The 22,271-nt window shown below is 46.8% G+C and carries 16 protein-coding genes; 6 read left to right on the top strand and 10 right to left on the bottom strand.

The window, feature by feature from the left end:
* Positions 1-130: 130 nt before the first annotated feature.
* The 4 genes from AC58UX_RS23605 to AC58UX_RS23620 all read right to left on the bottom strand — a co-directional run bounded on the left by AC58UX_RS23605 (position 131) and on the right by AC58UX_RS23620 (position 6,736).
* Positions 131-2,467 carry a helix-turn-helix domain-containing protein gene (locus AC58UX_RS23605; protein ID WP_497257214.1) on the bottom strand — a complete coding sequence of 779 codons (2,337 nt, stop codon included), beginning with the start codon at positions 2,465-2,467 and terminating at the stop codon, positions 131-133.
* A gap of 19 nt (positions 2,468-2,486) precedes the next feature.
* On the bottom strand, positions 2,487-4,583 hold the full coding sequence (locus AC58UX_RS23610) for a right-handed parallel beta-helix repeat-containing protein (RefSeq protein WP_497257216.1): 2,097 nt from the start codon (positions 4,581-4,583) through the stop codon (positions 2,487-2,489).
* Positions 4,584-4,667: 84 nt separating this feature from the next.
* Complete coding sequence (locus tag AC58UX_RS23615; protein WP_497257218.1) at positions 4,668-5,813, bottom strand: glycerate kinase; 1,146 nt, start codon at positions 5,811-5,813, stop codon at positions 4,668-4,670.
* A gap of 41 nt (positions 5,814-5,854) precedes the next feature.
* Positions 5,855-6,736, bottom strand: a complete 882-nt coding sequence (locus tag AC58UX_RS23620; protein WP_497257220.1) for an NAD(P)-dependent oxidoreductase — start codon at positions 6,734-6,736, stop codon at positions 5,855-5,857.
* A gap of 261 nt (positions 6,737-6,997) precedes the next feature.
* Here AC58UX_RS23620 and AC58UX_RS23625 point away from each other — a divergent pair, with 261 nt between their 5' ends.
* Positions 6,998-8,527, top strand: coding sequence for an MDR family MFS transporter (locus AC58UX_RS23625; RefSeq protein WP_497257222.1), 1,530 nt, complete (start codon positions 6,998-7,000; stop codon positions 8,525-8,527).
* A 57-nt stretch (positions 8,528-8,584) separates the two neighbouring features.
* Here the strand turns inward: AC58UX_RS23625 and lacZ are convergent, their stop codons facing one another.
* Positions 8,585-11,734, bottom strand: coding sequence for a beta-galactosidase, LacZ type (lacZ, locus tag AC58UX_RS23630; protein WP_497257224.1), 3,150 nt, complete (start codon positions 11,732-11,734; stop codon positions 8,585-8,587).
* Between the two features lie 131 nt (positions 11,735-11,865).
* Here lacZ and AC58UX_RS23635 point away from each other — a divergent pair, with 131 nt between their 5' ends.
* Entirely contained in the window at positions 11,866-12,702 is an 837-nt protein-coding gene (locus tag AC58UX_RS23635) for an AraC family transcriptional regulator (RefSeq protein ID WP_497257226.1), read from the top strand.
* 221 nt (positions 12,703-12,923) lie between these two features.
* Positions 12,924-13,133 (top strand): hypothetical protein, encoded by a 210-nt coding sequence (locus AC58UX_RS23640; protein ID WP_497257228.1) that lies wholly within the window; start codon positions 12,924-12,926, stop codon positions 13,131-13,133.
* Between the two features lie 169 nt (positions 13,134-13,302).
* On the opposite strand, the gene AC58UX_RS23645 is transcribed toward AC58UX_RS23640, so the two are convergent.
* The 5 genes from AC58UX_RS23645 to AC58UX_RS23665 all read right to left on the bottom strand — a co-directional run bounded on the left by AC58UX_RS23645 (position 13,303) and on the right by AC58UX_RS23665 (position 19,049).
* Positions 13,303-14,175: a sugar phosphate isomerase/epimerase family protein gene (locus tag AC58UX_RS23645; protein ID WP_497257230.1), complete on the bottom strand. Its 873-nt coding sequence runs from the start codon at positions 14,173-14,175 to the stop codon at positions 13,303-13,305.
* A 37-nt stretch (positions 14,176-14,212) separates the two neighbouring features.
* On the bottom strand, positions 14,213-15,076 hold the full coding sequence (locus AC58UX_RS23650; protein ID WP_497257232.1) for a sugar phosphate isomerase/epimerase family protein: 864 nt from the start codon (positions 15,074-15,076) through the stop codon (positions 14,213-14,215).
* 32 nt (positions 15,077-15,108) lie between these two features.
* Positions 15,109-16,173: a Gfo/Idh/MocA family protein gene (locus AC58UX_RS23655; RefSeq protein ID WP_497257234.1), complete on the bottom strand. Its 1,065-nt coding sequence runs from the start codon at positions 16,171-16,173 to the stop codon at positions 15,109-15,111.
* A gap of 131 nt (positions 16,174-16,304) precedes the next feature.
* Complete coding sequence (locus AC58UX_RS23660) at positions 16,305-17,273, bottom strand: quinone oxidoreductase family protein (RefSeq protein WP_497257236.1); 969 nt, start codon at positions 17,271-17,273, stop codon at positions 16,305-16,307.
* Between the two features lie 129 nt (positions 17,274-17,402).
* Positions 17,403-19,049, bottom strand: a complete 1,647-nt coding sequence (locus tag AC58UX_RS23665) for a putative bifunctional diguanylate cyclase/phosphodiesterase (protein ID WP_497257238.1) — start codon at positions 19,047-19,049, stop codon at positions 17,403-17,405.
* A 298-nt stretch (positions 19,050-19,347) separates the two neighbouring features.
* Between AC58UX_RS23665 and AC58UX_RS23670 the strand changes: the two genes are divergently transcribed.
* The 3 genes from AC58UX_RS23670 (at position 19,348) to AC58UX_RS23680 (ending at position 21,840) form a co-directional block, all read left to right on the top strand.
* The gene (locus AC58UX_RS23670; RefSeq protein ID WP_497257240.1) at positions 19,348-20,112 is read left to right on the top strand and encodes a phytanoyl-CoA dioxygenase family protein; all 765 of its coding nucleotides are present in this window, start codon (positions 19,348-19,350) and stop codon (positions 20,110-20,112) included.
* An 81-nt stretch (positions 20,113-20,193) separates the two neighbouring features.
* Complete coding sequence (locus tag AC58UX_RS23675) at positions 20,194-21,024, top strand: helix-turn-helix domain-containing protein (RefSeq protein ID WP_497257242.1); 831 nt, start codon at positions 20,194-20,196, stop codon at positions 21,022-21,024.
* Between the two features lie 135 nt (positions 21,025-21,159).
* Positions 21,160-21,840: a putative endonuclease domain-containing protein gene (locus AC58UX_RS23680; protein ID WP_497257244.1), complete on the top strand. Its 681-nt coding sequence runs from the start codon at positions 21,160-21,162 to the stop codon at positions 21,838-21,840.
* The last annotated feature ends 431 nt before the right edge of the window (positions 21,841-22,271 follow it).

Below are 22,271 nucleotides of genomic sequence, written 5' to 3' on the forward strand. Positions count from 1 at the left end.
TTCGAATTCATGTAAAAAGTAAGTGTACAATGTTCGAATTACTCTCTTTCTCCCCTTAAAATGCTAAAAAACCGCCCTTCGTTCACCAATAGGTGGTAGAAGTAGCGGCTAGGCATTCCTATTTCCCTTGTTAGGAAATGGATTTCTTCATGCGATATTCCTTCGGTGTACTACCAAACTTGGCCTTGAACAGTCGGAAAAAGTAACTTGGGTTCGCATAACCGCATTTCTCCATAATATCTAAGACCGAGTGATCTCCGTTCTCAAGGAACTGTTGCGCATGCTTTAGGCGTATTTCGTTGATATATTCTGTGAGTGTCAACTGATAACTATCCTTAAACAATTTACCCAAATAAGCGGATGACAGTTTGACTGTCGAAGCAATCGATTGTTGACTGAGATTGATATCCGAATACTTCTGATGAATGAGTTCTTTGACTGTTTCTAGAATCATGTCATTCCGCTCCACATTGGACGGCTTCTGACCCTCACAAATTTGTGAACACAAGGCTAACAGGGATAAATACATCTCTTCTAACGTTTCTTTCTCCTGCGGAATTTGATGAATATAATCCACGTTGAAGCTCATCTTTGTTACTCGATTTTCCATAATTTCAACGACCGTGTACTTAATCACCCAGGCTAGATTCGTTACTGCACGATGAATATCATGATAATGAAAGGTGGCAAAAAGGGAGAACGCTTTCTCCAACTCAACCCCCGCCTCCGTCATTAGGCCTTTCTTCAAGCTCTCCGAAAGTTTCCTCTCGATGGTTTCTGGAATGGAAACTCGCTTATTCGCATTGTTTTCTTTGACCATCTCGCTCGTAATAATTGACTTATAGCCAAAAATCAATTTGTACAAGCTGTTTTGCATGGCTTGCGTATAGCCAGCAGATAGGTGAGTAAGCTGTGTAACACGTTCACTTATGCCGCAAGAAAGACTTAGACCGTAAAAAGTCTCAATCGTGTTCTGTATGTCTTTTAAAAGAGACAAGAAATCATTATCTTGTACAGTCGCGGCCTTGTCGATAAGAGAAACGATAAGCACAACATGATCTCCCCAAACCTCTACAGCTTCACAGAGATATGACGCTGACATCATTTCCTGCGCAATATTCGTGATGGCAAAGCTATGCATTTTCTTCAAAGATAAGGCTGTATTCCGACTATAGTCCTCGACATGATCCAATCGGAGTACACACACAACGATTTCGGATGGATAGGCGATATTCAGCCTATGCTTCTCAATCAGACTGATCATATCGTGATGTGAAAATAATTGACCGTCCGTAATAAATTTACGGATGTAATATTTATTGACGATATGCTCGGAACTGATCTCTTGTAACGTATCTGACAGCTTCAAATAATTTTCACTCATGGCGTGAAGCTCATCACCTTCAGCGTGCGTGGATGGTCTCTCACGTCGATGCTGAAACCGAATCCGATGAAGCATATCTTCAATGGGATGATACAATTTATAAGATAACCAAACCGAAATCCCTATTGCAGTAAGGAGCAATACGCCAGAGACAAGAAGTGACTTCGTTCGTGTCTGCGTGACTTCTGCCATTAATTTGTCGTACGATTGTAAGTAAAGTATCGTCCAATTAGGGATTGGATTCGCCATATAGGTGATCATGCTTTTGTTACCTTCAATCTCACCAATAACGAATCCAGATGACTCGTTCGTCTCTCGTTTATGATTGGCAATGAAGGTGTGAATGGCTTGCTGTGTTTGCTCATTGGCATAGGTGTGATTAAGCTGCGAGGAGTAGAGCCGTCCATCCTGATCGGCCATGAGAATATCACCTTGCGATCGACTGCCCGTATCGTTCATTTTCTTTAAGCTATCGAATACCCAGTCGGACTTGATATAGAAAATAATCGCAGACTCCTTGGGAGAAAATGGCTTTAAGGAATCCGTTACGACGAAAGCGAACGTATCAATCTGGCCATCCACATGTTCAAGACTCACAGGAATTAGCCTGGAGGTTTCATGTTTTTGAACAGGATCGAGCAACCAATCTTTAATTTTCGCCTTCGTTACTCCACCGTCCAATAAGAAATTACTGGTGGTGCCATAGATCTCATTTTGAGAGTGATTATAGACAACCATGGAATGTAAAAAGGAAGAACTCTCCATAATGCTCGACATACGCTGATAGCCGCGGATTAAATCCATTTTGGGTAAATTTTCATCAAACATGAGTGGAATCAATAAATTGTCCTTCAGAACAAAGCTCGATAAGTGCGTGATGATTTCATTCATGTAAGAGAAGTTGTATTGCATCTGTGTGAGAATTTTAAGATTCGAATCCTCCTGAATTCTTTTCACCGATCTCTCCAGAAGGTACGTATTTGCAAACGTAGAGGCCAATAGGACTATAACCATCGACAACATGATCGAGCTCAGTACGCGCTGCAGATATTTCTTGGACTTATAGAAGCCAAATCCTTTCAAATGTACCAAGCCCCTTTCATTATGACGATATTATGGATGGTCCTATCTGATTATCGTCGATGTCCACCCAACCTAATTCATACGCGGGTGATTTCGGATGAAGACGAATCTGTCCATCCTCTGACAGAATCAACTTTGGATCCGCGATGCGTGAATGAGCATCAAACTTCCCTCCTAACAAGGAGCGCCAATCCTGCCATTCATACACACCGCGCCCAAGCAAATCAGCACCAGACGATGGGAGAGGAAGTTTACCGGCAACCTGACAAACTCCCTTAGCGTGATCCTGCCAATAGAGATTATCATCCGCTTCAGCAAATTTATCATCGCGCCAATTCACGAAATAATAGAGGTAGCCCGAATTATAGATGATGTTTCCTTTCACCTTGACATCCTTATTGTCTTCGCCAGCCATTTCTTGGGTTCCAATCGCTGCTATCGCATCTGGATTGTCAACGAGTAGATTCCCTTGAATGAGATTGCCGATGCCTTTGGAGAAAATGAGCATCCATAGCTTCCCTTCTCCTGTACTATATAGCTGAGTCAGCACATTTTGGGTAACCGTAAAGTAGTCCGAAGCATCATCCAAATATATGCCGAAGCCAAAAGAAAAGTGGATGCCACTATGGTGTAAGCGGTTACCATGAATCGCGTTCCGAGTACCCACTCCCCAAGATTCAATCATTCCGCCATCTTGACTATCGATCATCACGTGCGAAATATCATTATAAGCAATGTAATTATTTCGCGTATGCAGGAAGTCCCAATGATTCTCCCAAGTAACCTGATTCCCATATATGGTTTCGGGCATAACCTTGCTGCGTAAACCTTTCATCGAGATGCCATAACGCGGCATATGCGAAATCAGATTATGAGCGATCTCGTTATCCCCGCTTTGATACAGCAGAATCCCGCAGCCATGTCCAATAAGCTCACCACCATACCGAATGGTGTTATTCGTAATCTTATGTTCTTTATTCGTATAAGAAGCTGCCGCAGAGGAAAAAGAACCTTGGAGCGGTGAATATCCCGAGGCACATATCCCCATATACCCCAAATGCTCAATTTGATTACCGTTGATTTGAATGTTCTGTGTATGCTGATCCAAGAAAATACCGCAACTGCCTGCATTGATAATCTGGCAATGTGAGATTTCAATATCTGCCGCGTACTGCATGTAGACCAATCCTTCGCGATGTTCCTCCCTCTCCACATTACTTAAGCCTTCATCTTCCTGAATCATCTGGTACTCGGACCAAAAGTCTGTACATGAAAAATGCAGTCCATGTAAACGAAGATGCTGAATAGGCTCATCCTGATTGTTGCCTCTCATCTCAACTAGTCTAGTGACCGTTGGTACGATAATCTCTTGTTGTAACGGCGACGCCCCCTTATTCGGCTTATAATAGAGCCAGCCTTCCTTTTCATCCAAATGAAATTGACCTGGTGCTTGGAGAAAATCCAGTGAGCCCTGGATATAATAGCGTGAACCCGCACCTATTCCCCAAATCGAGGGATGCGTGAATTGCACATAGTTGGCCTCAGCATCATGAGCCTTCAAAGCCCGCAGTTCAGAGAACCAGTTCCATTCCCCTTTCCCAGGCCAAACGAAAACCTGCGCCTCAGAGAGATCGCTGCCAGCTGGAATATCCCCTTCCTGGTAGTGGATGCCATCTGTGTAGGCTGCCTCTGGCTCGCCATCTACTAGAAAGTAACCCGTTGCTGGTAATCTCGCTTTGGCTATGCGCTCCCCATCCGCGTATATGGTGTGGAAGCTGCTTCCAGTTCCTATCCACGCTCGCCACATGTCAGAGCTATACGGCTCCCATTTCGTAACAAGCCTTCCGCCGACTACGTTAACTTCTTCGCCAGGCATGTTGCGATATGTCACACAGAAGCCATCTCTGCCTGAATCGCGCTCATCTAATTGCCAAGTATCTCCTAAATAATAGGTGCCACTGTACACAAACACGATGACATCGTGAGTCATCCCATTTTGGATGAGGCTACGAACTGTCATCTGTGCTTTCGTTATCGTTCTGAAAGGTGCTTCTTTGCTCCCATCGTGATCATCATTCCCAGTTGTCGCTACATAGAATTGGTTCGCCAATGTCATGTACTTACTCCTTTATACATCATGATAACCTTATTTATGACTAGGGACTTGGTTGTATACCACTTTCAGATGCATGAAAAACCACTATTCCTTCAACTTTCTTCCTGCCAAAAAAGTACGAATGACTTGCTCAGCTTTTTGCGCTAGTAGTTCAGGCGTTCGCTTCATCGCCTCTTGAAGCGTCATCGGACCATTCACGATGCTGTGGATACTTGTCACGCCGAATTCATAAAGCTTCTCAATTCCTTGCCCCATTGAGCCTGATAGGACGATTACCGGAATGCCACGTTTATGCGCTGCCTGCGCAATCCCCATCGGCGCTTTGCCTGAAGCGGTTTGGGCATCCGTCTGCCCCTCACCGGTGAATACGAGGTCGGCATCCTGCAGATGATCATCAAGCTTGGTCATCTCGATAACCACATCGATCCCGCGTTTCGTGCTGGATGGGAAGAAGGCTTGAAAAGCGCCGCCAAGTCCACCCGCCGCTCCTGCGCCAGGCATATGATGTACGGCTGTACCGGTATGCACTTCAATGAGATCTGCCCAATGGGCGAGTGCGCCATCTAGCTCTGCAACCATCTCTGGTGTCGCACCTTTCTGCGGTCCAAAGACGTGCGATGCCCCTTGTGGGCCAATGAATGGATTCGTGACATCTGATGCGATGATGAAACGCGATTCTCCAATCCGCTCATCCCACCCAGAGGCATCAACGCGGGCTATCTTGGACAGGGCTTGTCCACCAACGCCAACCTCTTGACCTTCCGCGTCTTGAAGCTGCAAGCCTAAAGCTTGCAGCATGCCGCTTCCACCATCGTTTGTCGCGCTGCCGCCAAGCGCAAGAAGGAAGGAACGATAGCCGTGATCGAGGGCATGACGAATTAATTGACCTGTGCCATACGTTGTCGTCACCAGAGGGTTTCGACGTTCAGCCGGGACTAGGATTAATCCCGAAGCTGACGCCATTTCAATGACACACGTGGCACCATCTCCTAGTACACCATAGGCTGCGAGGACTTCATCCTGCAGTGGTCCTTGTACGGGAACGGAGATTTTAATTCCTTGTGTGGCCTGTACAAGGCTATCCACCGTGCCTTCCCCCCCATCCGCCATGGGGATGAGGACAGTTGTCGCTTCGGGCACGGCCCGTAGAATCCCGTCTCTGATCGCTTTGGCTACCTCTTCGGAGCTAAGGCTTCCTTTGAAGGAATCCGGGGCAATGACAATTTTCATATCGGCATCCTCCTATTCTAGCTTGGTCGTTCAGTACTACATTACTTATTAATTAATTTATACAACGCTTGGGTACCACTTTCCTCTTCACCCATTGCAGCTAATTGCTCATAAAGTGATTTGGCAAGCGTTAAGCCCGGAAGCTCTAGATTCATTTCATCTGCCGATTGCAAAGCAATTTTCATATCCTTAATAAAATGCTTCACATAGAAACCTGGTGCAAAATTGTCTGCAATCATGCGTGGTCCCAAATTACTTAACGACCAGCTTCCCGCTGCACCCGTTTCAATGCTTTGCAGCACGGTCGTTGGATTCAGCCCGGCTTTCTTCGCATACACCAGCGCTTCAACCACACCCATCATATTGCTCGCAATCGCAATTTGATTGCACATTTTCGTGTGCTGTCCAGCGCCAGCTGCACCTTGATGGACGATGTTCGTGCCGAGCTTCTGGAAAATAGGCAGCATTTGCTCGAACACTTCACGCGCTCCCCCGACCATAATGGACAATCGCGCTTCTCTAGCCCCGATGTCCCCACCAGAAACCGGCGCATCTAACGAGTAGAGCTGACGAGTCAACGCTTCTTCATAGATGCGATTCGCCAAGGACGGACTCGACGTTGTGAAATCGATCAGAAAGCTGCCTGGCTGAGCCATGGACAAAATCCCATTTTCGCCAAAATATATGGCTTCCACATCACTTGGAAAACCAACCATCGTCATAATAATTTGGCATTTCTCCGCTAATGCCCCCGGCGTCTCCTGCCAATGCGCACCCTTTTCCAATAGCTCCTGTGCTTTTGCTTGTGTACGTGTATAAACATGAACCTCATAGCCAGCTGTTATCAAATGTCCAGCCATGCTTTTTCCCATAACGCCTGTTCCGATAAGTCCTATAATAGGTTGTTTCGTCTGTTCTGTCATATGTATATCCACCTTTCTCCCGATCCTAGTTGTCAATTTCCATCTCCATTTAAACTTATCACCCTAGCTCATTCTGGTCAAACAATGTATCCGCTTTAGCCTAGCATTTCCATGGATAACTTAAGCTTTGCAGGCACAACCTTTCAACATACGAAATAAAATACATCCCCAGACGGATATGATGCCGCGATCCTGGCGTACATATTTAATTAGGAAAATAAATACCATTCAGGTAGCAAGAAAGTGAGGAAAAGCAACAATATGTCCACATCCAACAAGAAAAATGGTTTTGGTCTCGTCCTGGCCGGGCTTCTACTGGGTATTCTGATGGCTTCTATGGATAATACCATTGTTGCCACAGCTATGGGAACGATTGTCGGTGAACTAGGCGGCCTGGATAAGTTCGTCTGGGTTACCTCCGCTTATATGGTAGCTGAAATGGCGGGAATGCCGATCTTCGGTAAATTGTCCGATATGTATGGTCGCAAAAGGTTTTTCGTGTTCGGGCTGCTGTTGTTCATGCTGGGATCTATCCTTTGTGGTACAGCAGAATCCATTGTCGAGCTTAGCATTTATCGTGCGATCCAAGGGATTGGCGGCGGTGCACTTGTTCCAATTGCTTTTACGATCATGTTCGATGCCGTCCCACTGGAATCCCGAGGCAAGCTCGGCGGGTTGTTCGGAGCGGTATTCGGCATGTCGAGCATTTTCGGCCCCCTGCTCGGCGCCTATATAACCGATTATATTAGTTGGAAATGGGTATTTTACATTAACCTTCCCCTTGGACTTCTCGCTTTCATCTTCATTGCCTTCTTCTATAAAGAGTCGGTTGAGCACTCGAAGCAGCGCATCGATTGGTGGGGCGCGATCACACTTGTTGGTGCGATTGTCTCCCTGATGTTTGCACTTGAACTAGGCGGCAAACAGTATGCTTGGGACTCAGCGTTCATCCTTGGTTTGTTTGGACTTTTTGCTGTGTTGACGATTTCGTTCTTATTCATTGAACGCAAAGCAGCGGAGCCGATTATCTCGTTCGCGATGTTTAAAAACCGGCTGTATGCAACGAGCAATGCAGTTGCCATCTTTAGCGGAGCTGCCTTCATTACAGCTTCCGTGTATATCCCTATTTTTATCCAAGGTGTATTAGGCGGTTCTGCAACGAACTCAGGCTTAGTGCTCTTGCCGATGATGCTTGGTTCTGTGGTAACAGCAACTGGCGGAGGTTTTCTGATGACCAAATACAGCTTCCGTGCCATTATGATTCCGACAGTCGCTCTGCTGCTGGTTGGGACATTGCTGTTAACGACACTCTCCGAGGATTCACCTCGTTGGCTTGTCACCCTCTATATGATCGTGATTGGACTTGGGATCGGCGCTTCCTTCTCTGTCCTGAGTAATGCAGCCATCTATTTATTCGATGCCAGGCAGCGCGGCTCCGCTACATCGACTTTAAACTTCCTCCGTTCCCTAGGCATGACACTTGGGATCACGGTTTTTGGTATCATTCAGAGCCATGCGTTTACGAGAAAAATGACAGAAGCTTTCACCAGCGGCGGGCAATCGCCAGTCGGCATGCCATCCGGCGACTCGCATACTTTGCTGGATCCTGCTAAAAGGTTGGAAATTCCCGCTCCTGTGCTAGAAAAAATTACGAGCGCGTTATCCTCCTCCATCGTACTCACCTTCGCTTGGACGGTGGTTCCTGCAGCATTAGCGCTCGTTTTCGCGTTTGCCATGAGCAAAGAGCAGCTCGACCCAACGAAGGAATTTGAGGGTGCGACTGGACATTAACACAATTAAGGGGCAGTCTCCAGAGTGATTCAACTCTAGAGACTGCCCCTTATTCAATTAAATACCTTTGAAAGTGAACGCGTAGGAGTAGGTCCGGTTCGCGAATAGTGTAAACTCGGGGTGAGTTCTTGCCCCCCAGCTATCGTCACCGCCAACACCCATTTGCTTGTAGTTCACACGTACCACGACTTTATCGCTGACTGGCAGCTTATACGTGTGATCGTGAGCTTCCAGCTCAGAAGGAGAGTACGGCAGCGCATTGAGCTCAACTGTTGGCAATCCTGCAATGCGAAGCCCGCGCCCTGCGGCATTCGTCAAGGTTGCAAAGCGAACATCCGTCTTGTTGCCGCATTCCTGCGGACGCAAGTAAGGAACGAATTGCTCTTTGACAGTCCCGCTATGCTGTGCAAGCTTGGCTCCCGTATTACGGTCCCAGTGGTTTTCATGCGGCCCGCGGCCATACCACGTTAAGTTCTCGAAAGCAGCGTCCAATTCGAACATGACGCCTACTTCAGGGATTTCTGGCAATTTCTCACCAGGTGTTAATTGCATGCTAACCTCAACTTCGCCGCTTGTGGACACGACGTAAACCAGTTGTACTTCAGAAACAGGCTGCGTTGGCAGCGAATAGCGTGCACGAACCTCAGCACGTCCTGCATCCAGTGACTTCGCATGAAGGGAGAGCAGCGTACGCCCGCTTCCAGCTTCTTTCCACGGTGCACAACGAATGTGGTGCTGGTTCCCTCTGTCATTATCCGTATAGGCACGCCAGAAGTTCGGCACAGGTCCTGTTTGGAATAGATCGACGCCTTCGTACACATAGGAGGTAATATCGCCAGTTACCGCGTTAAGTCGCAGCGCAAAACGCTCTCCTTGCAGCGTGATACTGTCTGCAGATGTCACCACTTGTACAGCTGCCTCTGTGGAAATTGCCGCGGCCGATTCCTTTTCAACTTCCCAATTGCGTGTAATCGCAGCTGGATACGCCGTCGGAAGAATAAATTGCTCCCAGGCGATTTCATGTCCTTTTGCTCCCCATAGCGTTTGGTTTTTCAGGACCAAGCTTAGCGTCAAAACAAACTCATCGTTCGGGAAGTGGCTATCAACGCTATCCAAAGTTAGCTCAATCACCTTTGTTTCACCAGGTGCAATATCAAATGATTCGTTGCTTACACGACTAACTGCTTCAACACCGTTGCGAGCAATCGTCCATGTCCAGTCAAATTCATTCAAGTTTGTGAACAAGAATTGATTCGTTACTTTGATTTGACCTTTCGCCACATCTACAGCTGCGAACTTCACATTCTGGTAGCACTTCTTCACTTCGTGAAGCTTTGGCGAAACCGAGCGATCTGCGAAGATCAGGCCATTGCCGCAGAAGTTGCCATCATTCGGTGTATCCCCAAAATCGCCGCCATACGCTTGGTACGTGATGCCATCTGGCGTCGTCGTTTGAATCGATTGGTCGATCCAATCCCAAATGAAACCGCCCTGCAAGACGGGATATTTATCGAATAAATCCCAGTACTTAAACAAATTGCCGCAGGAGTTCCCCATCGCATGGCTGTATTCACAAAGAATAAACGGCTTTTTCGGCTTGTTGTTCGCGTATTCCTCGATGGTCTCAATTTTCGAATACATATGACTTTCCATATCCGATGCGCGATCAGAGGCACGCCAGTGGAAGACGCCTTCGTAATGAACAACACGAGAAGGATCAGCTTCACGGAAGAAATCATGCATTTTCAAGAAATTGTCCCCGCCTGAGGACTCATTGCCTAACGACCAAATTACGATGGAAGGATGGTTCTTATCTCTTTGCAGCATCGAATTCGCACGATCCAGCACCGCTCCTGTCCATTCTGGTCGGCTTCCTGGCACCGATTCACCCAACTCTTCCTGCTTATAGGTCCAAGAACCGTGTGTTTCCAAATTTGTTTCATCAATCACGTACAAGCCATACTCATCACAAAGCTCATACCAACGCGGATGATTCGGGTAATGGGAAGTACGAACCGAGTTAATATTGTATTGTTTCATAAGCAAAATATCCGAAAGCATGCTTTCCTCATCAACGGAACGTCCGCGATCACGGTCAAATTCATGGCGGTTCACACCTTTGAACTTGATAACTTCGCCGTTAATTTTCATCAAACCGTCTTCGATTTCAAATTTGCGGAAGCCAACCTTACAGCTCTCTGTCTCTAGAAGTGCACCTTCTTCATTGTGTAAACGAAGGACGAGTGTGTAGAGGTACGGGCTTTCTGCACTCCATTTGGCTGGACGATCCATGTGCGCGGAAAACTCCACGTTTTGCTTCGCAACGCCGCTCGTTTGAATGCCCACACGAAGCGGCTCATCCCAAATGGCTTGCTTTTCGCTGTCATATAGCATCGCTTCGACGTGATGTACGCCTTGGCTTTGCTCGTCATAATTCGTAATCGTAGCTCGAATGTGCAGCTCCGCATCCTGACAAGCGCTGTCTAGATTGGTGTCTACTTTAAAATCTGCAATATGCGCCGTAGGTGTCGTATACAGATACACATCGCGGAAAATCCCGCTCATACGCCAGAAATCCTGATCCTCCAACCAGCTAGCATCGCTCCAACGATACACTTCTACCGCAAGCTTATTTTCGCCTTCGATTAGATAAGGTGTAATATCAAAATCCGCTGGTGTAAATGAATCCTGACTAAAGCCAACCAAATCACCGTTGACCCACACATAAAAAGCGGACTCCACACCTTGGAAGCTGATGTAGACTGGCTGCCCACTCCAACCGTCTGGGATTGAGAAGTTCCGTACATAGGAGCCGACTGGGTTATATTTGACCGGAGCAAATGGAGGCTTAAGATCCTCATGACCTACCCACGGATAAATAATATTCGTGTACTGCGGGAAGTCGAAGCCCTGCAGCTGCCAGTGTGAAGGCACGGCCATATCCGCCCAGCTAGTTGTGTCAAAGCCAGACTTATAGAAGTCCTGTGGACGACCCTCTGCATTTTCCGCAAAATGAAATTTCCATGTGCCATTTAAGTTTTGATAAAATTGCGAAGCTTCCCGAACTCCTGCCAGAGCTTCCTCTTCCGTGTGATAAGGCATTAGCGTCGCATGCGCTTCCAACCGATTCAATTGAAAAATATCCGGATTATTATTCCATTCTGGGTAACCGTTTTCAGGTGCTTTGTATACAAATTTATTCGCCATGGATGTTTTGCCTCACTTTAGCTTATAGGATTATGATCAACCTGCTTCCCTTATTGTACAAGACAAATATTTCTTTTAAAATATAATAAACAACGCATCGCATATTAAAAAATGAAAGAGTTGATCTTTCCTTGGCCATTGATTATAGAAAGTTTTTCGTCATCACCGAAACCGATCGCAAGCTCCCGCTTATCCTCGAAACCATCGGTTATGAGCGTGAACAGGAACATTATGTACGCGAAGAAGGCTATCCTTGCTTTCATTGGCTGCAAACGATTTCAGGCAGTGGTGAAATCATTCTGGACAGCGGACCCGTCAAGCTTGGTGAACGGCAAGGCATGCTTCTAGCGGCTGGTGTCCCTCATTCCTATGCAGTACCCGAAGCCCCGTGGTCGACTTGGTACTTGACCTTTGATGGTGCTTTAGCCGCATCTATCGTGCATGCCCTGGAAATTCCCCTCACAACAACAATTAGTTGGGGGCCCGATACACCGCTAGCTACCATTCATGAGTATTACTATCATAAATATCGCGATAGCCACGATTTCACCGGAACCAACGGTTCCTTGGAAATCTATCAATTCCTGACGCTGTTGAAGAAGCACGGCATCCAAAACAAAAGCGCCTCCTTCTCGCAAAGTCATGAGCGGCTGCTGCCGCTTCTGCTCGAGCTCGAGCAAAACTACGCGGCTGCGCACGTCGGACTCAGCTGGATGGCCGCCCAGCTAGGTGTCTCCGCGCAGCATGTGAATACCTTGTTTCGTCGCGCATTTGGACTGTCGCCATATCAGTATCTTCTGCAGCTGCGCCTGCAGAAGTCCAAGGAAATGCTGATCGCGCAGCCTGAGCTCACCGTTAAGCAAATCGCAGAGACAACGGGCTTTCTGGATGCATCGCATTTCATTTCTACGTTTCGTAAAGCCGTTGGGCAAACGCCGGATGTGTTTCGGCATCCGTATGTGAATTAGTTGATGGACGGCCCCTCGTTCTCGCTGTCTGCCTGCCTGCCAGCCTGCCTGCCTGCCTAGCAAATAACTGGAAAAACTCCAGCTAATTTCATCTTTTCAGACTCAATTTGGAGAATAAATGGAAATTATACAGGTAATTCGGCGCATTCTACCGTTTTCAACTCAAAAGCTAGAAATTAGCTGTACTTTTTCCAGTTAATCGTCCCAAATCGGAGATTCGGGTGATATTAACTGCATATTTTCCAGTTATTCTGATCTGGGGGAGTGTAAATGAAGCTAGTCTGGTGGGCAGGTTGGGTGTGTGCGATTGTGGCTTGATTAGTGGTGGAGTAGCGTTGGTGTGCGATTGTGGCTTGATTAGTGGTGGCGTAGAGTCGGTCTGCGAATGGATCATGTCTAGTCGGGTTGCTGGAGTTGTCGTGCGAATCTAATTAGTGGTTGAGTAGCTTTCATTTTATGTGATTGTTGTGGTGGTGCGCGAATCGCACCTGAGTGATGGGGATAGTGGCGTGATGGAATGCGGCTTGACTACATGCCTCCCCCGCCGCACCCCAACCACACAAAAACCCCCGCCAACGGCGAGGGTTTTCTGTTTCCAACTTATTTAAACTTTTTGATAAATGCGATAGCACTCGCGATATCTTGCTCTGGCTGCGCCCCAACTTCACGCTCGATCGTGAGGTAGCCTTTGTAGCCAATCTCTTGCAGCGCCCCAAAATAGCGGCTAAAATCGACATGCCCTTCGCCCAAAGCCAGCTCGCGATACGAATCGCCGGATGTTGCCGCCTCCGCAATATTTTCGTGCGACATCGGCTTGTAACCAAGCGAACCATACACCTCACGCGGATCTGCTTGACGAAGTCGAATGCCGTCCTTCACATGCGTGTGAACGATGTAATCCTTTAAGGTGTATACCCCTTGAACAGGATCATCACCTGTCACCATAACCATGTTGGCTGGATCAAAGTTAACCGAGACACCTTTGGTGGATAGGTTATCTAGGAAGCTTTTCAAATGTGCCGACGTTTCCGGCCCTGTTTCCACAGCAAAATATGCGCCTAGGCTGCTCGCATACACCCCAAGCTCTTCACAAGCTTGCAGCATCGTTTGATAAATGGGATCGTTCCGATCCTCAGGTACAACCCCGATATGTGTTGTCACAACATTCGAACCTAGCTCAACAGCAAGATCAAGGATGCGCTTCGATTTCTCGATTTTCGCTGCATTCACGGTCTGATCTTGGAAGCCATGTCCACCCAAGTCGCCGCAAAGAGCTGAGATTTGAAGATCCAACGATGCGATGTAGTCACGCAATTCCTTCCGCGCCGCCGGCGTTAAGTTAGCTGGGTCCATTTCACCGGAAACCGCGTAAATTTGAACGCCATCCGCGCCAAGCTCTTTCGACTTCTTCAATCCATCCCGCAGTCCTAGACGCAGGCTATCTACCATGATACCAATTGGATTAATCAGCATGTCTATAAACACTCCTTATCGTTAACTTAGTGTTCGTTTAAACGTTCACTTCATCCCAGATTCTACGGATATTGTTCAACCCGATCAACGTGCCTTTCTTACACTCTTCCATACCTTCAAATTCCAGAGAAATGTAACCGTCGTAGCCTGAGCTTTTGACCACACGTAAAATTTCCCGGATATTCAAATCACCTTGCCCCACAATCGCTCCGCGCAAATAAGTGCCGTAGGAAGACTTGAACCAGCCTTCTCCTGGATTCTGATTGGAAGGACGAATATAAAAATCCTTCACATGGACAATAGAGGCATATGGAAGATTATTCGTCACGGCCGCAACGGAATCCTCGTCTACGCATACAAAATTACCAACATCTAGTGTTGTCCGGAAATTAGGACGATCAACAGCGTGAATCAGGGCTTGAACACGCTCACTATGCTGCACGAAGAACCCGTGGTTCTCAACGCTAGTCACGATGCCATACTGGCTCGCATAATCAGCAATTTGACGGCAAGCCTCTGCTAATCGCTCCAAGTTAGCGTTGAAATTACGAATCGAGAGATCCTCGCTACGCGCCACATCGTGCCGCATTTTAGTAACTCCCAATCTGGCAGCAAGATCGACCTCACCCTTCACACGCTCAATTTCCTGCAAGTACTGTTCCTCAGTCTCCGTTAAGAAATTAGCGCCGATGGCGTAATTGGAAATTGCTATACCTCGGGCCTGAGCTTTCTCGCGAATTGCATCCGCAAGCGCAAAGTTACCCGGTAAGTCATACCCCAATGGCACGATCTCGACGTGTTCACCTCCCTGATCCGCGATCCAATCGATGACGTCCATGATCGACATTTCCCCAGACTTTAAAGCCTGAAACAAGCTATATGTGCTAACCCCTAGCTTCATACGTGCTCCTCCTATGCTCCGATTCGATCGGGCTATAATCTGATTTCTTGGCCCTTCGCTGCTGATTCATAGATACCGCATAAGATTTTCATCATTTCAAGTCCATCTTCTACTGGACTAATCGGTGTTTGACCTGTTTGGCAGCAGGACACGAAATGATTGATCTCATTTTGAAATGCGGAGTTAATGTCGATCGATTTGTTATTAATTTGTGGTGTCACATTCGTAATCGTATCCAGAATTTCTGTAACGAACACGATTTCAGGCTCAAGCTCAACGCCGCCTTTGTCACCATAAAGCTTGACAGCGATTTCATCCTTCTTAGCATGAAGCGTGAAGCTAACGTCCACCATGAGGGATGCCCCATTTTCAAAACGTATCAACACATTCGCCAAATCCTCAACAGTATTGCGTTCTGCATCATAATCGGCTGCTTTATAAAAGGATAAGTTCTTCACATTTTTGCGATTGCCAAGCTTGTTATACGTATGCCCACTTACTGCTACTGGCTTCGGTTTGCCCATCAAGTACCAGCACACATCGATGACATGAACGCCGATATCGATCAACGGCCCGCCGCCTGAGCGCTCAACGTCCGAAAACCATCCACCTGGATTGCCTAAACGGCGAAGACAAGACGCTTTGGCATAATAAATCTCACCTAATTGACCATTATCTATAAAATGTTTCACAAGCTGAGCATTCGTATCATATCTGCGCACAAATCCAACTTGTAGAATTTTTCCTGTTTCACGAACCGCATCTTGAATGCGCTGTGCTTCTTCGACGGTTTTGCATAATGGCTTCTCTACCAAAACATGCTTGCCCGCATGAAGAGCAGCAATACTGATCTCAGCGTGCGTATTGTTCCACGTACAAATGCTGACCGCATCAATGTCCGGGTTAGCCAAAAGCTCGTTATAATCCGTATAAATTTGGGCTATGTCATATTTTTCCGCTTTCGCGGCTGCTCTTTCACGGTTAAGGTCACAGACAGCAACAATCACAGCATCCTCTGATTTCGTATATGACGCGAAGTGCAAATCTGAGATAGATCCTGCACCGATGACACCAATTCTCAATTTGTTTATGCTCATTGCACATTCAAGCCTCCTCTACATATTTACTATTTAAAGTTAACATGCTTTGGACATAGCGAGAATAACTAGGATGTGCATCTCCATGGACTATATGTTCAAAATCGTATCAGTAACTCACAGCTTTTGTATCATGGTATGAGCAAAATTTTGCCCGTACTCTGCCTACTCTCGAGTAATCGGTGTGCATCAGCGCCATCCTTTAAGGCAAATGTCGTCATCGTATCCAACCGCAAGCTTCCTTCGCGAATGGCATTGAACAACGCATTGGCTCTTTGGATCCGATTGTCCAAGCTGGTCACGTGATTCCAGAGGTCGCCGCCTGTTAACGTTTTGGAGGTGTCCATTAACATTCTTGGATCCACGGGTGCAGGATCGCCGCCTGCCATGCCGTAGAAAACGACGGTTCCCTTGGTTCGAACGGCTGCGAAACTGTCCATTAAGGTGGCGCCTACGGAATCATAGGCAACCTGGGCACCTTCTTTTTCATATGACCATTCCACAACTTCTTGGACCCAGTCCGTAGCGTAAAGGACGACTTCGTCTGCACCCGCGTCTAGCGCGATTTGCTTTTTAGCTTCGGAGGAGGTGAGCCCAATCACCCTAGCGCCTTTTCTTTTGCACAATTGGATTAAAAGCTGACCCACTCCGCCTGCTGCGGCATGGATCAGAACTTCATCTCCAGCCTGTACCCGATAGCTGTCGTTCACCAAATAATGGGCTGTCATGCCTTGCAGCAGCATTCCAGCCGCTTGTTCGAAAGTGATATCCGCAGGCAGCGGAATTGCGCGATCGATAGGAACGGCAACCAGCTCCGCATTCGCAAAGGGCACATCGGCAAAAGCGATCCTATCCCCGACTTGTATATGCTGAATATGCTCAGGCACCCATTCGACGATCCCGGCCCCTTCATACCCAAGAATATACGGCGGCTTCCCTGCCAAATGATAATTTCCTTTGCGACGATACACGTCCGCGAAATTGAGGCCTATCGCTTGCGTTCTTGCCAGTAGCTGATCTCCTGCTACGACAGGATCTGGAATTTCCTTATATATGAGTACTTCGGGACCTCCGAATTGTTCAAAAATTAATGCTTTCATGTGCAGCCTCCTCGCTTAATTAACCGTTGTTATTTTAACATAAGCCGCAAGAGAAGCAAAAAAAATGCCTCCAAACGCTCGGCAGCGAATGAAGACACGAAGTGAAAAGAGATAAAGTCTTACTTCTTGTTAAACACCAATTTGTTCAATGATTAAAGGTAACTCTGTATAGGGCACGGGCCGATTAATATAATATCCTTGAATACCCCAACACTGCATGTCTGCAAGCATGTGGAAATGATCACTTGTCTCGATACCTTCTGCAACAACCAGTAGGTTCAATGCTTTGGCCATAGCTACAATCGCGGCGAGCAGGGGAACGTTCCCATCAGCGATGAAAGTACGATCAATTTTTAACTTATCTATCGGCAGAAGACTTAACATGCTCAACGAGGAATAGCCCGTTCCGAAATCATCCAATGCAATCGTAAAGCCCGCCCCGCGCAGCTTGCTCAAAATAAGCTGCACTTCCTGCAGCGAGTGAAGGGTCGTGCTTTCGGTAATTTCCAATTCCATGGCGGAGGGGTCCACGCCCTCTTCCTTTAAAATTTGCAATAGCTGATCTGTAAAGCTGTCTTCATTCAGCTGAATGCGCGAGATGTTGACGGATATTTTGAACCCAGGACCATAAATATCTTGCAGGAGATGCCAATCCTTGCAGGCTTGGCGAATAAGCCAATAGCCGATGGGCACGATGAGCCCCGTTTCCTCAGCAATCGGAATGAACTCGCTCGGCTGCATGCTCCCTCCCTTTTCACTATGCCATCTTAATAGGGCCTCAGCACCAACAGCCATCCCAGAAGCCGGATTATAAATAAGCTGATAATGCAAATGCAGTTCTTCCTTTTCAATGGCTTGCGAAAGAGCTAATTCATGGATGAAATTTTCCACATGATCGTATCTCGAAGAGGCTTCGAACAAATGATAACGCTTTCGACCTGCTCCTTTGGCCTTGTAGAGCGCAATGTCTGCTTGCTTTAGCAAATCTTGAATCGTCTCGTCGTGTTTACGCTCAGCAATACCGATACTTACATGCACTTTCACCGAGTGTTCATCTATGCGGAATGGCTCATGAAAAAGCTGACTCAACTGCTCCGCCATCTCTTCAATACGTCCAAAAGGCTTCGAATCGACAACTACGAATTCGTCACCGCCAAGGCGAACAAGCGTAAAACGCTTATCACCAAACACCTCAATAAGGCGGCAAGCTACTTCTACTAAAACCGAATCGCCAGCCTGATGACCGAAGGTATCGTTAATGTTTTTAAAATTGTCCAAATCCAATAAATAAATAGTCGAAGGCTCTGTCACATGCTCAAGCAAATACCTGCGATTATATAAATTAGAAAGATCATCCTGGTACGCAAAGTTGTACAAGATACTCTCTTGCTGCTTGCGCTCTGTAATATCACGTGTGACTGAAAAAACAAAGCTAACGTCCCCATTCTCGTCCAGAATAGGCGTTAAAATGCTTTCACCGCTTAGCGTCCCGTTGGGTAATATAACGCCGTCTTCATACCGAATCGTCCGACGTTCATCGACAACTCTTATATATTTTTTATATAAATAATCCGCCATCTGGCTTGAATTGGACTCAAAAAAATTGCAGCCCACTTGTTCCATCGTGATCCCACTTATGTGCGTAGCAGCACGGTTCACGTAATAATACGTGAGTTCCGTACCCGTCACTTTCATTATGTAAATTGAGTCTTCAATATCATCCAGCATCATTTGCAGTAAATTCAAATCCAATGTTGTCGTTGCAGGAATTGTCATCCGTAGGACCCCTTTATTCGAATAACCTAAGCTTAACGTCCTAATAGGACATATGTACTATATTTCGACAAGGTCTTCTAATTTCCTTCTCAATATGTCTTCAAACTGACCGCAAAGCACAATAAATGGCAAGCTTGTGGATACAGCTTAAAGCAAGTCGACCATTTTTAGGAATAATCGTTTTGTGCTATTCATAATCGTTTTACTTCCTTATTCTTAGGAGCTGCGAGAATTACAATGAAATTAAGAAAAATGCAGCAAAACAAAAAAACGTACTTATTAATGGGAGGTTGCACGAATGATTACTAAAGGAAACCCATTCTCACTCACACAATATGTCAACGAAGGCTATAGCGGACCTATGCAAGGACTTTCGCTGGAAGAATCCGATATGTACTATAACCGATTCTTTGAGGTCATTGAACAGAACAAGTATGAACCAGGTCCGACAAAAACAAACCTTTCCGCTTGGCATCAACGTCATCTATGGGCCTATCAGCTTGCTACACACCCAAGTATCGTGAATGCGATGAAGCAAATACTGGGTGAGGACTTAGTATTGTGGGCCATGCATTTCTGGTACAAAGAGCCTAACAATGACAAATTCATTCCTTGGCATCAAGATATTAATTATTGGCCAATGGAGCCTGCGATCAATGCGACCGCATGGGTCAGCTTAGGCTGGTCCATTCGTGAGAACGGCTGCCTTCGCGTCATCCCTGGTACGCACAAATCGATCGTCGAGCATGTTTCAACGGGCACCGATCAGAGCGCTTTTGAGCAAGGTCTGCCAGCTGAGTCAATCGACGAATCCCTTGCCATCGATTTAGAGATGTCGCCGGGACAGATTGCTTTTTTTAATGAAGCTACCTTCCATGGCTCTGAAAATAATAAATCGAACATCCCTCGCGTAGCCTTTTCTGTGAGATATACAACACCTGAAGTCAAATTCAAAATGGAAGAGTGGGGCGGCGATACTACCCGCATTCGTACTTTCCTCGTGAATGGTGAGGATAGATTGAAATTGAATGAAGATATTAAGGGTGTTGTGCCGGGGGGTTAACACACCCCTGTCTCGTCTAGCCCGCGCGATCATGGTAGAATAATAGAAACAAGTGAGTCGTAGGGTGAGGAGGCCGACGCAGTGAATTCTTTTCAGATGATGATTGAATCGTTGGAAGTTCGCTTTCTTCACATTACCCAATATCAGCTGGATTATCGCTGGCAGGCTAGAGATCGCATTCTACGACACTGCGTGATGTGGATTGTTCATAAGGGTAGCTTTCAGCTCGAAATCAATCAAACGACCATTCGCTGTAAAGAAGGACAAATCCTCATCCTTCCTGCTCAAAGTGTGATTAGCTTTCATGCTATCTCTGACGAGCTGTCGTTGACTAGCATTAACTTCGATGCTGAAATCTCTTTGGTGAGCAATCGAAGCTGGGTGCAGCTGTTGAATATTCCGATCGTATTTGAAGACTATTCAAACTCGATTGAACACGTTATTAAAGACATGCTCACGCATGAGCGTGGTGCTACGCCGTACGTGCATTTGCTTCAGCAATCATCGTTGCTCCGCATCTTGTATGAGTTGCTTCACAAAGGAAGCACGGACGATCCGAGCTCCAGCTATTCACACCTGGACAAGCGGATTCATACGATCATCCACTTTCTTCATGCGCATCCGCAGCGGATGCCCGAAATCCGGGAACTAGCCGATCTTGTTCAGCTTAGTGATTCTCATTTGCGCAAAATGTTTATCAAACAAACGGGACAGGCGCCGCTCCATTTTGTGCACAGTATCAAAATCGAGCAAGCCAAAAAACTGCTCGCCTCCAGCGTCAAGCCAGTCTCTCAGATCGCCTATGAGCTGGGCATCGACAATCCGAACTATTTTTCGCGGATGTTCAAAGCAAAAACGGGGTTAACCCCGTTGCAGTATCGTCAGCAGTTTGGGTTCTGGTTGAATGAGTAATTGATTGTTTCCTTGAAATTATGTTATAATTTCCCACAAACGTTTAATACGGTTGTGAAGCACACACCGCTCTCTCGAGTCAGATATCTCTGACATTGAGGAGCGGTTTCATTTTTTTATTAGGGGTGTTGAACTATGATAAAAACATTTCAAGACGCGCACGAAGCTTATCTTGCAAAGCATTTATCTCTAAGAAACGGAATTCGGCTGAAGAGGTTAAAAGAGGGGCACGGGTATGCGGAAACCAGCTTTCTCCGCTATATTTGGTGGAAAGCCTTTGGCAACTTTGATTATTTGCATCCCGAGTATGAGATCAAAGATTTTCGTGATGGAACCCGCTTCTTAGACTTCGCATTTATTCGACATCCGCTCAAAATTGCAATTGAAATCGATGGATATGGCCCACATTATACTGAGCTTAGTCGAACGCAATTCTCTGATCAGTTAATTCGCCAAAATCACCTTATCCTTGACGGATGGATAGTACTTCGTTTTTCCTTGGATGATATTAAAAATCGCCCCCGCATGTGCGAACAAATCCTGCAACAGTGCTTAGGAAAGTACTTCAGCGATTTTTACGCACAGGAAATTCCCCTCACGTATATCGAGAAAGAAATCATTCGTATGGCCCACACAGCAGAAAAACCAATTAAACCTATGGATGTCCAACAACGATTCCAGTTTGGACAAGGGAAAGCGCAGCGCATTTTGAAAGAAATGCAGGCAAAAGCAATACTCGTACCTGCTGGAAATGGATCTTCACGTATCCGCAGCTATTCGTTGAATCACGAAAATGTGAATGTGGCGTGGCGGTGAGGGGTTTAGGCTCGATTTTCGAGCCTATCCGGCGACGATGGAGACTTTAGGCTCGGGTTTCGAGCCTATCCGGCGACGGCGGTGACTTTAGGCTCGGGTTTCGAGCCTATCCGGCGACGGCGGTGACTTTAGGCTCGGGTTTCGAGCCTATCCGGCGACGGCGGTGACTTTAGGCTCGATTTTCGAGCCTATCCGGCGACGGCGGTGACTTTAGGCTCGGGTTTCGAGCCTATCCGGCGACGGCGGTGACTTTAGGCTCGGGTTTCGATCCTATTCCATGACGGCGGAGGCTTTAGGCTCGATTTCCGAGCCTATCCACCAAACGCGCGTACCTTAGGCTCGATTTCCGTGCCTATCCGGCGACGGCGGTAACTTTAGGCTCGGGTTTCGAGCCTATTCCGTGACGGCGGAGGATTTAGGCTCGATTTCCG

The organism is Paenibacillus sp. J22P90, assembly GCF_059692195.1.